This is a genomic window from Arsenicibacter rosenii (assembly GCF_001870735.1).
GTDB classification, from domain to species: Bacteria; Bacteroidota; Bacteroidia; order Cytophagales; family Spirosomataceae; genus Arsenicibacter; species Arsenicibacter rosenii.
In genome coordinates, this window is the sequence record NZ_MORL01000005.1 from 319,617 (window position 1) to 333,954 (window position 14,338).

Annotated in this window: 12 protein-coding genes; 6 read left to right on the forward strand and 6 right to left on the reverse strand. The window is 51.2% G+C overall.

All coding sequences use genetic code 11. The features are described 5' to 3' along the window. Nucleotides 1-251 precede the first annotated feature (251 nt). A complete protein-coding gene (locus tag BLX24_RS12430) occupies nt 252-4,034 on the forward strand; it encodes a beta strand repeat-containing protein (RefSeq protein ID WP_143092653.1) in 3,783 nt (1,260 codons plus the stop codon). Nucleotides 4,035-4,115: 81 nt separating this feature from the next. Here BLX24_RS12430 and BLX24_RS12435 read toward each other — a convergent pair whose 3' ends face one another. Beyond that, on the reverse strand, nt 4,116-4,514 hold the full coding sequence (locus BLX24_RS12435; protein WP_071503462.1) for a hypothetical protein: 399 nt from the start codon (nt 4,512-4,514) through the stop codon (nt 4,116-4,118). Nucleotides 4,515-4,734: 220 nt separating this feature from the next. Here BLX24_RS12435 and BLX24_RS12440 point away from each other — a divergent pair, with 220 nt between their 5' ends. Further along, nucleotides 4,735-6,249: a 4Fe-4S binding protein gene (locus BLX24_RS12440; RefSeq protein ID WP_071503463.1), complete on the forward strand. Its 1,515-nt coding sequence runs from the start codon at nt 4,735-4,737 to the stop codon at nt 6,247-6,249. A 160-nt stretch (nt 6,250-6,409) separates the two neighbouring features. Here BLX24_RS12440 and BLX24_RS12445 read toward each other — a convergent pair whose 3' ends face one another. Next, a complete protein-coding gene (locus tag BLX24_RS12445) occupies nt 6,410-6,625 on the reverse strand; it encodes a hypothetical protein (RefSeq protein ID WP_071503464.1) in 216 nt (71 codons plus the stop codon). A 32-nt stretch (nt 6,626-6,657) separates the two neighbouring features. Here BLX24_RS12445 and BLX24_RS12450 point away from each other — a divergent pair, with 32 nt between their 5' ends. Next, nucleotides 6,658-7,350 carry a type 1 glutamine amidotransferase domain-containing protein gene (locus BLX24_RS12450; RefSeq protein WP_177225827.1) on the forward strand — a complete coding sequence of 231 codons (693 nt, stop codon included), beginning with the start codon at nt 6,658-6,660 and terminating at the stop codon, nt 7,348-7,350. 3 nt (nt 7,351-7,353) lie between these two features. Here BLX24_RS12450 and BLX24_RS12455 read toward each other — a convergent pair whose 3' ends face one another. Together BLX24_RS12455 and rfbC are read right to left on the reverse strand one after the other, a co-directional pair. Continuing rightward, nucleotides 7,354-8,025 carry a tyrosine-protein phosphatase gene (locus BLX24_RS12455; RefSeq protein ID WP_071503465.1) on the reverse strand — a complete coding sequence of 224 codons (672 nt, stop codon included), beginning with the start codon at nt 8,023-8,025 and terminating at the stop codon, nt 7,354-7,356. Nucleotides 8,026-8,241: 216 nt separating this feature from the next. Further along, the gene (gene rfbC / locus BLX24_RS12460; RefSeq protein WP_071503466.1) at nt 8,242-8,787 is read right to left on the reverse strand and encodes a dTDP-4-dehydrorhamnose 3,5-epimerase; all 546 of its coding nucleotides are present in this window, start codon (nt 8,785-8,787) and stop codon (nt 8,242-8,244) included. A 95-nt stretch (nt 8,788-8,882) separates the two neighbouring features. On the opposite strand from rfbC, the gene pyrF reads away from it, so the two are divergent. The 3 genes from pyrF (at nt 8,883) to bla (ending at nt 11,853) form a co-directional block, all read left to right on the forward strand. Then, nucleotides 8,883-9,695: an orotidine-5'-phosphate decarboxylase gene (gene pyrF, locus BLX24_RS12465; RefSeq protein ID WP_071503467.1), complete on the forward strand. Its 813-nt coding sequence runs from the start codon at nt 8,883-8,885 to the stop codon at nt 9,693-9,695. 111 nt (nt 9,696-9,806) lie between these two features. Then, nucleotides 9,807-11,093 (forward strand): DUF2851 family protein, encoded by a 1,287-nt coding sequence (locus BLX24_RS12470; protein WP_071503468.1) that lies wholly within the window; start codon nt 9,807-9,809, stop codon nt 11,091-11,093. A gap of 25 nt (nt 11,094-11,118) precedes the next feature. Then, the gene (gene bla / locus BLX24_RS12475) at nt 11,119-11,853 is read left to right on the forward strand and encodes a subclass B1 metallo-beta-lactamase (protein WP_071503469.1); all 735 of its coding nucleotides are present in this window, start codon (nt 11,119-11,121) and stop codon (nt 11,851-11,853) included. Between the two features lie 55 nt (nt 11,854-11,908). Here the strand turns inward: bla and BLX24_RS12480 are convergent, their stop codons facing one another. Together BLX24_RS12480 and BLX24_RS12485 are read right to left on the reverse strand one after the other, a co-directional pair. Next, the gene (locus BLX24_RS12480; protein WP_071503470.1) at nt 11,909-12,592 is read right to left on the reverse strand and encodes a hypothetical protein; all 684 of its coding nucleotides are present in this window, start codon (nt 12,590-12,592) and stop codon (nt 11,909-11,911) included. A gap of 609 nt (nt 12,593-13,201) precedes the next feature. Then, complete coding sequence (locus tag BLX24_RS12485; protein ID WP_071503471.1) at nt 13,202-14,284, reverse strand: aminotransferase class V-fold PLP-dependent enzyme; 1,083 nt, start codon at nt 14,282-14,284, stop codon at nt 13,202-13,204. Nucleotides 14,285-14,338 lie beyond the last annotated feature (54 nt).

Here is a 14,338-nt window from a genome sequence, read left to right on the forward strand (position 1 = left end):
TGTATAATGCCGTATTTCTCTTTCAGAGAGGAATACGGCATTTTTTTTGCCCCATGCAGAGCCAAATACAGGCACTTTGGCATCGAACATTTTAAAGGGATGAAACTAAGTAACGGCAAAAAAATCATGCAACCACTTACGCCTTGAGGCGCTGAGCAACAGCGCTAACCAGCTCATTTGTGTATATCAAAAAAAACATCGCAGTCATGCGATACAGGATTTTTATTGCCCTTACGGAAACAACGTTGCGTATGAAAAAAGACAACTACCTCCACTCAAAAGCCATTTTACATCAGCATACATCTCTGAAGAAGCTATTATTGAACATTCTTCCCTGCATCTTATTTACCTTGCTGGTGAATCATTCCGTCTTTGCACAAACAGGGGAATGTAGCAGTACGCTATCGATCACCGCCGGACCATGTACGAACAACCTGTATACACTGTCGGGGGTTATTAACCTGACCAATACACCGGCCAGTAGTCTGACCATTCTTGATGGCAGCGCAACGGTTGAGATTACGGTACCAGCCAACACAACTTCTGTCGGGTTTACAATTAATAACTTACAGGCAGGATCCGGCACGCACGTGGTTACCGTATTTTCGTCAGCCACCGCCTGTAATGTGCTGGATGGCTTTTACGATGCACCGCCGGCTTGCTCCACAACTCCTTGTTCCATCTCACTGGTAACCAATGTCGGTGCATGTACACCGGCAACAAATGTGTATTCGCTGACCGGCATTCTGACAGCCAGCAACGTATCAAGCCCGCCCCTTGCGGTTACGATTACAACCGGTACCCGCACGGTGGTACAAAGCCTGACGGCCAATAACAACAATTTTGTCTTTGTTCTGAATAACCTGCCCTCCGACGGCCAGTTGCATCCGATAACCGTTGCCACGTCATCACTGGAGTGTCCGGGTATCACAGATACGTATGCGGCACCGGCTTCCTGCTCTGTCAGCACTCCGTGTTCGGCTACTGTCTCCCTCTCGCCCACCGCCTGTAACTCCGTCAATAACAGCTATACGCTTAACGGGCTTATCAGCATTGCGAACGTGCCGGCATCGGGAACGATTACCATCACCAACGGTTCGCTGACCGCAACCTCGCCGCTTACTACCAGTATCGGCACCTATGGTTTTACCTTTAATAACTTGCCGTCGACCGGTGGTACAGGAACTATTAATGTCACCTTTACCGGTGCTGATTGCGGGCCGGTCAGCCAGACTTATGCTATTCCGGCGGCCTGCTCAGTAGCCATGCCATGTTCTAAGACCCTGACGCTCTTGCCCACTGCCTGTAATCCGGCCAACAACAGCTATACCCTCAACGGAACAGTCAATGTGTCGAATGGTCCGGCATCGGGTGTACTGACGCTATCGACGGCTGGTGCCAGTATAACCTTTGCGGTCGGATCGGCAAATGGCAACTATACCTTCAACTTCGGAAATTTACCGGCCAATGGCACATCCAGCACTGTAACCGCCTCATTTTCTGACACAAGCTGTAGTCCGGTCACAGAGACCTATACGGCACCGGTTGCCTGTTCAGTAACACTGCCTTGTAGCCTATCATTAGCGCTAACGCCCGGCAGCTGTAACTCAGCCACAAACGGCTACTCGCTCACGGCTGTTCTGACCGCCAATAATATCACTCCGCCAATGACCGTAACGCTCAGCGGAGCTGGTTTCAACTCGTCGGTACAGACATTGACAGCGATCAATAATGTACTCAGTGTCAACATCACTAACCTGACGGCAGATGGCTCCGTCAAAACCATTTCGGTTGCCACGTCGGCAACAGCTTGCGGTACCATCAGTCAGACCTATACCGCGCCGACGGCCTGTTCAGCCGCGCCGCCTTGCTCGGTATCGCTGGCCCTGAGTCCCGGAGCCTGTAATTCGGCCACAAACAGTTATACGCTTTCGGGTGCAGTCTTTGTTGCTAACGGCCCATCGTCTGGCTCCTTAACGGTCAGCAATGGCACGTCATCGCTTACATTCCCGATCTCCCCGACAATCGGTACTTACTCATTCAACTTCAATAACCTGCCTTCAAACGGCGCAGCCGGTACGATCACCGTTACCTTCACAGGCACTTCCTGCGGGCCAGTCAGCCAGACCTATACCGCGCCGGCCGCCTGTACCGTAGCACAACCTTGTGGTTTACTCTTTGCGGTGAGCCCGACTGCCTGTAATCCGGCGACGAATACCTATACTTTGGAAGCCACGTTATTGGCCAATAATGTCACCCCTCCGCTCACGGTTACCATTACCGGTGCTGGTGCACCCATTATTCAAAGCCTGACCACCGTCTCCAACACATTTAACTTTACCATCGTCAATCTTAGCGCTGACGGGTTACCACATATGCTCTCGGTCGCCACTTCGGCCACCGCCTGCGGTGGTATCAGCCAGACCTATACCGCGCCGACGGCCTGTACAGCGGCCGTACCACTGCCTTGCTCGGTCTCGCTGACACTGGCCCCATCGGCCTGTAATCCGGCAACCAACAGCTATACCCTCTCCGGTGCGGTCAACGTCGCTAACGGGCCATCGTCGGGTACGCTGACGGTGTCGAACGGCGTGCAGAGCGTGACGTACGCTATCGCGGCCAACGTCGGTACCTACTCATTCAACTTTAACAACCTTACATCGAACGGGGCAATTGGCACGATCACGGCTACCTTCTCAGGCACTTCCTGCGGACCGGTCAGCCAGACCTATACCGCGCCGACGGCCTGTACAACGGCCGCACCGGCCTGCAGCCTGTCACTGACAGCCAGTCAGCCGGTTTGTAGCCTGACAGCCAATGCTTATTCTGTAAGTGGCGTCGTTACGATTGCGAACGGGACAGGGAGCCAGACACTGACCGTTTCGGATGGGGTTCGCAGTACTACCGTTGTGATTGCAGGAAGCGGATCCGCCAATTTTGTATTAACCAACCTAACGTCTGACGGAGCAACTCATACGATCAGCGTTGTTTCTTCGGCAACTGCCTGTGGCACCACAAGCCGTACTTACACGGCACCCGCTAATTGCCAGGGGCCTTGTCCACAGCTAAACTTGCTGATTCTGAATAACGCCCAGATCTGTAACGGACAGTGTGCCTCGTTCAGTCTTAGCACTGACGCAACAGGTATCATTGAACTTGTTCAGTTCAGTACGCCGCAAACCGGCACGGCCGTGTATACGGGTGGGGTTGTGCTTGGCGAAGGAACACCGGTAAATGGCGCACTCGTTATTCCGCAAGGTATTCCGGGCCTGAGCCTGCCTCAAAATAACGGATCAACGCCGGTGACATACTACATCTACGCCCGGTTGAAAACACCGTCGGCTGACCCGAACTGCCGTCCGTTTGGCGAAGCGCAGGTGACAATATTGCCATCGCCGCAGCTTTCGATGACGAGTCTGCAAACGTGTAGCAGCAGCACAACCCGGCAGGTTGTGCTAAGTGTGGCCGGAAGCGGTACATACGTCGCTACGTTTGGTACCGGAGCAAATGCAGTAAGCTGTGCGCTGAAAAACATCACCGGACAGGTTGCGTCTTTCACCATCACCGGCGGCACAACCACAACCGCTACTTTACCGGTTGGTTTTGCCGGAGCCGTTTTGGTCTCTAACCTGACGACCGGTTGCCAGACAATGTCTGGTGTTGCAGCCGTTACGTACTTCCCGGCACCGGCCTTTACCGCTACTGCTACGCCGGTCAGCTGTTCGGGTGTCACGGCCAATGCAGATGCACAGCTCAGCCTCGGCAGTCTGCAAAATGCAACTGCTTATCAATATGTATCAGGCAATACATTCAGTTCGGCGACGGCGATACCGGCTGCGCCAACCCAGATTCCGGGCAATGGTATCATTGCTACCGGTCTGGCAAATCCGACAGCCATAACCGGTCAACCTTATACCGTGCGTGTGTACAGCAACAGTGGCTGCTACACCGATCAGACAGTAACTCTAACCCGTAAAGATTGTGCTTGCCCACCTGCGGCGTGTGTGCCCGTCACCGCTACCCGCATCCGGTAAGCCACGACAATAGCAGAGAGAATATGCTGAGTCAAAAAGCCGTTCCCACGTTGAGGAACGGCTTTTTTTATGAGTACCCCCTTAATTGAGATGTACCAGAGAAGATTTATAAACGCGCTGTGGTCTTGTTTCGCACCACTGCCGGAAATTATCCGACACACCCGAAGCCTTTTCTAATTCGGCATCAATCTGCCGGAGCAGAAAGAACAACTGATGAATATGCAGCCACTGCTGCTTTACATCATCGGGAGTCATGTTGGCAGCGGGTTTGGCCCGCGCTTCAGCCGTAAGTTTGCGCAGGCTTACCCGTAAGTGATAGCGGATAATCATTAACCGGCTGGCAACCGACAGGTCACCGGGTAAACGCTCCAGGTAATTGATCCCCATTGACAGTAAAGAATTACGTTGCTGCAGTTGCTCTGAAACAACCAGCCACGCCTGCTCCGCTTTAAGCGATTCGTAAGTGATTTTTTGAGTCATGGTTACGGTGAAGTTTACGGATAACAAATTTATTATTTTGACAGACTAAAAAAATAGGCTAAGTATATTTTTTGGCAAATTTTAAAACATTAATGTTTACTAATACAAAATATTAGACCATGTTTACAGCATTTGGTTTAAGGGTTATTCGGTAGAGATTTACGTTTCAGTGAACCTTATGAAGCAAATTTGTTAGTAGCTTTAACAAAATCCTTTTGTCATGATCCAGTTGCGTACCTATCGTTCGGGCCTTATTCTGTTTTTTGTTGGTTTTCTGGTCCTGCTGGGGCTATTATGGCCGCAACCGGTCCGGTTGTCGGCCGAGGTCATTAAGCAGGTAGCTAATTCCGGGCAGGAGGCTATTCTAGCGGAGCAGCTAGCCCCGCTCATGGGCCAGTCAGAAGCAAACACCTATGTGTTTATCGGTCGCTTACGCCAACAGCTTACGCAATACAATGACCAGGTAAAGGCACAGCAGAAATGGGATCAGCAACTTAGCGACGACTATCTGCTGTCGGTTACGAAAGCCGCCACTGTCGGGCCTCTAAGTACTACGGGCGGAGCATGGCTATGGTTCGGCCTCAGCATCGGGCTTTGTACCATCGGTGCGCTGATCGCTATTCTGGCAGAACGGCATCAAAAACCCGCTGCCATCAATAACGGAATCTTCAGTAATCCGGCAACTAACCGAGGCTGGATCGGCTGGGCCGTGGGTTCTTTTCTCATTGCCTTTTATGTGGTTCTGTACTTTTATCCCGAATACCTGACCAATTGGATTTTACTGATTAATCCGCTGAAACAGGCGCTGACCGGCCAACCGGCCAGCCAGTGGTTTCTTTATGGGTTTATTTATACCCTGACTATTCTGGTAATGGGCATCCGGATGCTGATCCGGCACCGGTATAACGCCTACCAGCAGCTTCGGACGGCATCGGTCATGTTTTTTCAGACGGCTTTTGCCTTTCTGATTCCTGAGATCCTGACCCTGCTCCAACAGCCCTATCAGGACCTGAAAAATATCTGGCCGCTGGATTACTCGTTCTTCTTCGATTACCGCATCAATGAAAAGCTACAAGCCGGTACATTCGGGATTTTTATGCTGGTGTGGGGGATTATCCTGACGGTTGTGGCCGTTCCAACCCTGACTTATTTCTATGGTAAGCGCTGGTATTGCTCGTGGGTATGCGGCTGCGGCGGTCTGGCCGAAACCGCGGGGGACCCCTACCGCCAGCTTTCCGACAAGAAACTGAGTGCCTGGAAAGCCGAACGTGTGCTGGTCCATGGTGTGCTGGCATTTGCCGTTATCATGACAGGGCTGGTCCTATACACGTATTTTACGGGTCAGTCGGCTCTGTTTGGTGTGCTTGACTCTTACAGCCTCCGCAGCGCCTACAGTTTCTGGATCGGGGCCATGTTTTCGGGCGTTATCGGTACGGGGCTTTATCCCATATTCGGCAACCGGGTCTGGTGCCGGTTTGGCTGTCCGCTCGCGGCTTACCTCGGGTTGGTACAACGGTTTAAATCCCGGTTCCGGATTACGACCAACGGCGGACAATGCATCTCCTGCGGGAATTGCTCAACTTACTGTGAAATGGGTATTGATGTCCGGTGGTATGCCCAGCGCGGCCAAGACATCGTCCGTTCGTCATGTGTCGGCTGCGGCATTTGTTCAGCTGTTTGTCCGCGCGGTGTCCTGAATCTTGAAACCGGTACCGTCGACAGCCGCCGGATTTAAGCAGCGCTTCCAGCTCATGCCGGCTCTGGTCATCCGGGCATGCCCTTCCGGATTCACGCCCAAACGTTTCCGATACAACCGGCTGAAATACGATACGTTTTGATATCTGATCTGAAAAGCCACCGTTTTCACCATGATATCCGGATGTTTCTCAAAGAGGCTACAGGTAGCCTGATTTCCTGAATAAACTGCCTGGGCGAACACCGTGATAGGGCCAGAGTAAAATCGTTTTGGCATACAGCACCATGCCCGCATTATCATCAACATACCCAATAGCGATACTTTTAGCAGCATCACCCTGTTTTTGCCCGTCACAGGGGCCCGGTACAGAATAATTATTGACGGATAATTTTTGATTTTTGAGGGAATCGCCCATTTTTGACGGGAATTCATTAATCTTCCGGTATTATGGCTGCTCCGATCCGTGCATTACTCGTCTGTACTAATCATACGGATTACCCGACCAAACCCGAAAAAACGGGACTCTGGCTCAGCGAACTCACCCATTTTTACGACGAAATTGCCGACCGGAACATCCTGATTGATATTGCCAGCCCTGCCGGGGGGCCGATTCCGATTGATGAACGCAGCCTCAAACGCAACGACAATACCAACGATAAATGGTATCACTCGGCGATCTTACGGCCTAAACTAGACAATTCACTTCGGCTGGATAGTATTGACCCGCAGGCCTATAAGCTGATTTACCTGACGGGCGGCCACGGCACCATGTGGGATTTTCCGGAAAATACCAGACTACAGGAAATCGTCCGGCAGATTTACGAGCAAGGGGGAATGATCGCGGCCGTTTGCCATGGGGTAGCGGGCCTGCTGAACGTCTGCCTGTCCGATGGCACGACTCTGTTGCATGACCGGCAGATCACCGGCTTTTCAAATATGGAAGAAAAACTGGTTGGCCTGAAAGAGGAAGTACCTTTTTTGCTGGAGGACGCTCTTAAAGCTAAAAGCGCCCTCTACAGCAAAAGCTTTTTACCATTTCTGCCCCATATTGAGGTCGACGAACGCATTGTTACGGGACAAAATCCGCTCTCAGCCCGTAAAGTCGGGCGCAAAGTCGTCGAAGAAATGTTTGATAAGTAATGTTTACCCAATAATCTTTTTGCCATAAGGTAACGACAAGGCCTCGCGTACGCCTCTGAACTGAGACTCACTGTTTACGTTCGCGCCTACAAACGAAATCACGTTCTGGTCGATTAACCACTCGGCGAAATGACGGGCATTCAGGCCATTCCGACCGGTCAAAGAAAGCAGATCCATATGAAACAAGACACCCTGATCTCTCAGTTTAATGGCTTGCCCCCGATTCTGTTGCAAATAAATATACCGTTCAGAATGGGATAAGACCGGTACAAATCCGCGCGATCGTAATAAATCCAGTGCATCCATCCATGCATCCGATAAGGTAATCAATGAGGTTTCGACCAACACCAGCGATTTCGGCGCTTCCAGTGACGGACTAAATACCAGCAGATCCCCCCTGTTCCGGAGCACCGACAGAAACCCGTCATCTAAATAATACTCTGCGGCAGGCTCCACCGAAAGGTTTACGCCCTCTGCCCGCAACGCCTGTTGAAGTCCTGCCGTTATCGACCTGATCCGTTCGGGGCTGGGCTCATAATAGCCTTTCATAATATGCGGCGTAATTACGAGCCGGTGAAACCCCAGGCGGTTCAATTGCCGGGCAATGGCAACACTTTGGTCCAGTGAATGCGGGCCATCGTCAAGACCTGGTAAAATATGGCAATACAAATCCATCCGTCCGGCGGATGGAACAGCAGACCGGTATACGGCCCTCCGTTGACGCGTCAGAAATGAAAACGGCATGAGCGACAAACTGCGATAAACGTTGATGGATGTAACTTGTCATACGTTTTATGGGGAAGAGTTATACGCAGTGTCTTGCACGAATTGTGCCAAAAAGCAAAAAAGCAGGCCGTATAGCCTGCTTTTTTATTTATATTGACCTTGTTACTACGCCACTACTTGTGGAAACAATGAGCGTAATGTCGGTAGAAGCAGGTCTTTTTCTGATACAATCGGATGCTCAACCTCCCAGTCGATCTGCAGGTCAGGATCATTCCAGATAATGCCGGATTCAGCTCCCTTATTATAGACGTTTGTGCATTTATAGCTAAAAATACTGTCTTCGAGCGTCACAAACCCATGGGCAAAACCTTCCGGTACCCAAACCATGTTATTCAGCTTCGCATCCAGTACAAATTTTTCATGCTGCCCGAACGTGGGGGAGTCCGGACGCAGGTCTACAACCACATCAATCACCTTCCCCGTAATAACACGGACAAGTTTTCCCTGGGCAAACGGAGGATTCTGAAAGTGTAACCCCCTTACTACCCCTTTGACGGAGAATGACTGGTTATCCTGCACGAAATCCATCGGTAAACCCAATGACTCAAAAACAGGTTTATTATATGACTCAAAGAAATAGCCGCGCTCATCGCCGAAAACGCGGGGAGTAAGTTCGATCAGGCCTTCAATTGCTGTGTGTCGGACTTGCATAGAAAAGAGTAAATTCCAGACTGGTATATTCTGACAAAAATAGGAAACCCTGACCGTACTTCGTACTTTTGGAGCAATTCTTTTCTTGCAACTCTATGAATTATAACGAGCTATACCAGCAAATAGCCACGAAAAAATCATATCTCTGCGTAGGTCTGGATACCGATATCCGTAAAATTCCCGCTCATCTTCATAAGGAATCCGACCCGATTTTTGCCTTTAACCGCCAGATCATTGATGCAACTGCCGAGTATGCAGTCGCTTATAAACCCAACATTGCGTTTTATGAAGCCCACGGCCCGCAAGGCTGGGAAAGTCTGCAAAAAACGCTGGACTATATACCGAACGAATGTTTTACGATTGCTGATGCCAAACGCGGCGATATCGGCAATACATCCGGTCTGTATGCAAGGACATTTTTCGACCCATCGGCTTCTGGCCTGAATTTTGACTCGGTAACCGTCGCTCCTTATATGGGTGAAGACTCGGTAACGCCTTTTCTGGCGTACGACAACAAATGGGTTATTCTGCTGGCGCTGACCTCCAACATCGGCAGCCACGATTTTCAGATGCTTCCCGTCGACGGCAGGCCCCTTTTTGAGCATGTACTGGAAAAAGCCATTACCTGGGGTGGCCCTGACCGGCTCATGTTTGTCGTAGGTGCCACGCAAACCGCTCAGCTTAGCCGGATTCGTGAACTGGTGCCCGATCACTTCCTGCTCGTCCCGGGCGTGGGTGCTCAGGGTGGTTCATTGGCCGAAGTATCGCGCATTGGCCTCAACAGCCACGGCGGCTTGCTGGTCAACGCTTCACGCAGCATTCTCTATGCTTCAGACGGTACTGACTTCGCGCAGCGGGCCGCTGCAGAAGCCCGTACGCTACAACAGGAGATGGCGACATACCTCTAGATTCTAGCTTACGGTTTGCATCTTTCCCGCTGTTTATCAGTATTTTGAGCCTTCTCTTCTCGACTTGAAAAACTATAAACACCGAAATGCAAACCGTAAACTTTTTGAGTCTTGTCTGAATCTTTCATTTACTTTTTGTGGCAATTTCAATATTTTGATCACAAACAGCTCTGCACCACCGATGGTGAACCGATACAGGTTCTCTATCCGGGTTTCAGAAATAATCACGCCGGCCCTGACTTTACCGATGCGCGTTTGCTGATCAATGAGGTGGAATGGGTCGGTACTGTCGAAATTCATGTTAAGGCTTCTGACTGGTTTCTGCACCGCCATCAACAGGATGCCGCTTACGACACGGTCATTCTGCACCTTGTCTGGGACGCCGATAAAACCGTTCAGCGTACTGACGGCACTGTTATCCCAACGCTGTCGCTCCGGGACCGTACTGATCCGCAGCTTATTTTTCGCTACGAAGCCCTGCATACCTCCGGCGATCTCATTCCCTGTAGCGCACACTGGCCCCGCCTCAATACCCTGACCATTATTTCTATGCTTGATCAGGCATTGCTCCGTCGACTGGAACGCAAAGCGGCCGATGTCCTCGCGATCGTGGTGCATACGAAACTCGACTGGGAAGAAACAACCTATCAACTGCTGGCCGTTAATCTGGGCTTTAAAATCAATGCCGGACCAATGCATCAGCTTAGCCGTGCGGTTCCGCTGAAGATCCTGCAAAAACACCGTAATGCTCCACTCCAGGTCGAAGCCATGTTGTTCGGCGTTGCAGGTTTGCTGGATGATATAGCTGAAAGCGATGAGTATCTCGACAGCCTGCGCCGGGAATATCGCTTTCTGGCAGTCAAATACCAGCTGGCAGACAAAAAGCTACCCACTCATATCTGGAAATGGGCACGTCTGCGGCCCGCCGGCTTCCCCACTCTGCGCATTGCTCAGCTCGCCCAGCTTGTTGTACAGACACCCAGCCTCTTTTCCTTGCTAACCAGCACTGATGACATATCATTACTGCTTTCGGCATTGCAGGTCAAGCCGTCAGTGTATTGGCAAACGCATTACCGCTTTGGCAAAAAAACTGAAAAAGGAGCGCCGACACTTGGCGGGGCATCGGCAGTCAACATACTGATTAATTCAGCCAGCCCGCTATTGGCGGCTTATGCGCAGCATAAACAAGCATCAGCCTATATTGATCGGGCGATTGCATTGCTGGAAGAGCTGCCGGCCGAACAAAATACCATTCTTGAGATTTGGCAACAGATCGGTTACGACGCACGGAACGCACTGGATTCACAAGCACTGATCGAACTGTACAATCAATATTGCATACCGAAAAACTGCCTGCGCTGCCGGATCGGCGCCCGTTTGGTCGGGCAAAAATCATAACTTTACTCCTCAACGCATCACCACAATGACTTCCCGTCTGCTACCCATCTTTTTTTGTTTTTTTCTGCTGTCGGGCCTCCGTGCTCAGGAGTCTCCGAAGATCAAGGTGACCCCGTTGACGAAACGACTGTGGGTACACACCACCTCCCGCAATTACGACGGCAAGCCATTCCCTTCTAATGGTATCATTGCCAAAACAAAAGACGGCGTCGTGCTGGTCGACACGGGCTGGGACGTACTTAACGATACCGATCAAACCCGGCAGGTGCTCGACTGGGTTAATAAAAACCTGCATATGCCGGTGACACTCTGCATTGTTACCCATTTTCATGACGACCGGGTTGGTGGCATCGGACTGTTGCGTAAAGCCGGTATACGGGTAATCAGTACACCCCTGACCGCCGACAAATCGGTCAAACAGGGATATGAACGTCCCGAAGGAATTTTGCCGAATGATACCACGTTTGTGGTGGGCAAACTCCCGATCCGCTGCATTTTTCCGGGCGAAGGCCATACCAGCGATAATATCGTTGTCTGGTTCCCAACCGAAAAAACACTGCACGGCGGGTGTTTTGTAAAAAGCTATGCGGCCTTTGGTTTGGGAAACGTTGCTGATGCCAACGTAAGCGCCTGGGCAAACTCGGTGCGAAACCTGCAAACGCTTATCCCGGTCCCTGAATACGTCATTCCGGGTCATCAGGAATGGGACAGGAACACGTCGCTGGAGCACACTATCCGCCTGCTTGAAAAAAAACGATAAAGAAAAGCCCCGCCCCGAAACGGGGAAGGGCTTTCTTGTTACGGGGATAAAAGATCTAACGAAATGCCCGTGTGAAAAAGTAGTTGATACCAAACTTCACCCGACCACCACGGTTACGTCCGGCCAGCGGGTTGCTGCGGTCGTAATAGTTACTTTCCAGGGCAATTTCGCCGCTTATGTTGCGGGTTGCCAGAAAGCCTACCCCTGCTTCGAGGTTAATACTATTAAACTTTGCCTTATCCCCTTCGCCTATATTACTGGCATATTCGCGGCCCAGGTTGTAGCCTGCGCCAACAAAGCTATGGATACGTGTGCGGAAGGGATAATACCGGCCAAATAATCCGACCTGCCGTGAGCGGTAACTCGTTGCGAGGCGACGGTCGAAACCACCGCGCAGCCCCACTACAAAGCCAGGCTGTACGAAATAACCAATCCGTGGATTTAGTGTGAGGTAGGTACCGCTACCAGCACCCAGCCCAAAGCCTAATGCCCCGCCGACGAATACGCTCCCTTTCTGAAACCACTCAAGCTCATTCCGGCGCTGGTATTCAATACTTTTCTGCGTTTCTTCGCGCGCTTCGTTTTCGACGCGGTTTACACTGCGGCGAACATCCTCACGGGTACGTTCGTCAATAATCGGACGGTTTTCGCGTGTGGAACTGGTATCGTTCGTTGATTGTGCCATTCCAGCGGAAGCTAACGTGGTTAGCATACCCGCAATCATCAGTAGTTGTTTCATAATCGTTGTCGTATATACTGAATAACGATTATGTAAGGATTAGGTTTGGTTTCAGGGTGGTTTTGTCCGGGAAGGGGACTGGCGAGGGGGTGTAGACAAGGACGGCCACACGGGGCCAACAAAACAATAAAAGGGACGGCCACACGGGGCCAACAAAACAATAAAAGGGACGGCCACACGGGGCCAACAAAACAATAAAAGGGACGGCCACACGGGGCCAACAAAACAATAAAAGGGACGGCCACACGGGGCCAACAAAACAATAAAAGGGACGGCCACACGGGGCCAACAAAACAATAAAAGGGACGGCCACACGGGGCCAACAAAACAATAAAAGGGACGGCCACACGGGGCCAACAAAACAATAAAAGGGACGGCCACACGGGGCCAACAAAACAATAAAAGGGACGGCCACACGGGGCCAACAAAACAATAAAAGGGACGGCCACACGGGGCCAACAAAACAATAAAAGGGACGGCCACACGGGGCCAACAAAACAATAAAAGGGACGGCCACACGGGGCCAACAAAACAATAAAAGGGACGGCCACACGGGGCCAACAAAACAATAAAAGGGACGGCCACACGGGGCCGCCCCTACTGGTAAACCTATTCTGCTCTCTTTAACTCTTCGATCAGATCGTTGATTTGCCCGGCGGATGTTGCCGGGAAATTAGCGATCCGGATTTGTGACTCTTTGAATTTGCCGTATCCGCTCCCAACAATCATTCCTGCTTTTTTGACGGCGGCAATCACCTCGGCCGAGGGCTTTGTGGTGTTGGCGACCACTACGGTCTGCGACCGGTGACGTTCTTCTTCCACAAAGGGCTGATAACCATCGCTTAGCTCCAGAAAACGATAGAGCGCCTTTGCCTTCTCTTCGGTTTGCTTCCGGATGGTCTCGATACCAATCTTGTTCAGATCTTCGGCCACCTTGCCCAACACATAGATAAATAACACGTTTGGTGTTGCCGGGGTTTCAAACGTTTTATACAGTTTCCAGAGGGTCGGCAGGTTATGGTGAGCGCCAATGGTCAGTGAATCGTACCGCTGCAACCGCTCAGCCTTTTCCAGACAGGCTTCGCTGGCAATCCAGACACCCAGACCGGCAGGCATGCCAAAGGCTTTCTGAACGGAGAAAAACGCCGAATCGATCAGACCAAAATCCAGATCCGGATACGGGGCCGATGACACCATATCGACGCAGAACAATTTCTGGCTGTATTTTTTCTTCAGCCGGTGAATGTCTGACGTACGCATCTGTACCCCCGACGACGTTTCGTTGTGGGTAATCGCTACGAGCTCGGCATATTCCGGCACCTCCGTCTCGGCAAAATCAAACCCTTTGCCAAACGGTTTTTCCAGCAGATGCGTGAACTTGTGCAGCGATTGTGCATAATCGTAGAATTTACGCGAAAACGAGCCGTTGACCATGTGAAAGCTTTCGTGCTCAACGCAGTTAAGCAGCACCCGCTCCCAGACTTCGGAAGCCGAACCCGTAAAGAAAATACCATGGCTCGACGGTATGTTCAGCAGAATCCGCAGTTGTTCGTCGGTAAACCGATAAATGTCGCGGAATTTCTGACTACGATGAGAGATCGAGCCAATCTGCTCATCCAATGCCGTTTGTAGATGTTGATGAACCGTCGGATACAGCTCTGCCGGACCGGGAGTGAAGTAAAGTGGTTTCATTGATCAAGTCAATGAGTGATTAGGCGATTGAGTGATTGAGTGAATAAGCGCGGC

Excerpts from the sequence above, each read along its gene's own strand:
- pyrF (WP_071503467.1), top strand. The coding sequence starts at position 8,883 with ATGAATTATAACGAGCTATACCAGCAAATAGCCACGAAAAAATCATAT.
- BLX24_RS12445 (WP_071503464.1), bottom strand. The coding sequence starts at position 6,625 with ATGGGCGATTCCCTCAAAAATCAAAAATTATCCGTCAATAATTATTCT.
- BLX24_RS12450 (WP_177225827.1), top strand. The coding sequence starts at position 6,658 with ATGGCTGCTCCGATCCGTGCATTACTCGTCTGTACTAATCATACGGAT.
- BLX24_RS12455 (WP_071503465.1), bottom strand. The coding sequence starts at position 8,025 with ATGGATTTGTATTGCCATATTTTACCAGGTCTTGACGATGGCCCGCAT.
- bla (WP_071503469.1), top strand. The coding sequence starts at position 11,119 with ATGACTTCCCGTCTGCTACCCATCTTTTTTTGTTTTTTTCTGCTGTCG.
- BLX24_RS12480 (WP_071503470.1), bottom strand. The coding sequence starts at position 12,592 with ATGAAACAACTACTGATGATTGCGGGTATGCTAACCACGTTAGCTTCC.
- BLX24_RS12440 (WP_071503463.1), top strand. The coding sequence starts at position 4,735 with ATGATCCAGTTGCGTACCTATCGTTCGGGCCTTATTCTGTTTTTTGTT.
- BLX24_RS12435 (WP_071503462.1), bottom strand. The coding sequence starts at position 4,514 with ATGACTCAAAAAATCACTTACGAATCGCTTAAAGCGGAGCAGGCGTGG.
- BLX24_RS12485 (WP_071503471.1), bottom strand. The coding sequence starts at position 14,284 with ATGAAACCACTTTACTTCACTCCCGGTCCGGCAGAGCTGTATCCGACG.
- rfbC (WP_071503466.1), bottom strand. The coding sequence starts at position 8,787 with ATGCAAGTCCGACACACAGCAATTGAAGGCCTGATCGAACTTACTCCC.
- BLX24_RS12430 (WP_143092653.1), top strand. The coding sequence starts at position 252 with ATGAAAAAAGACAACTACCTCCACTCAAAAGCCATTTTACATCAGCAT.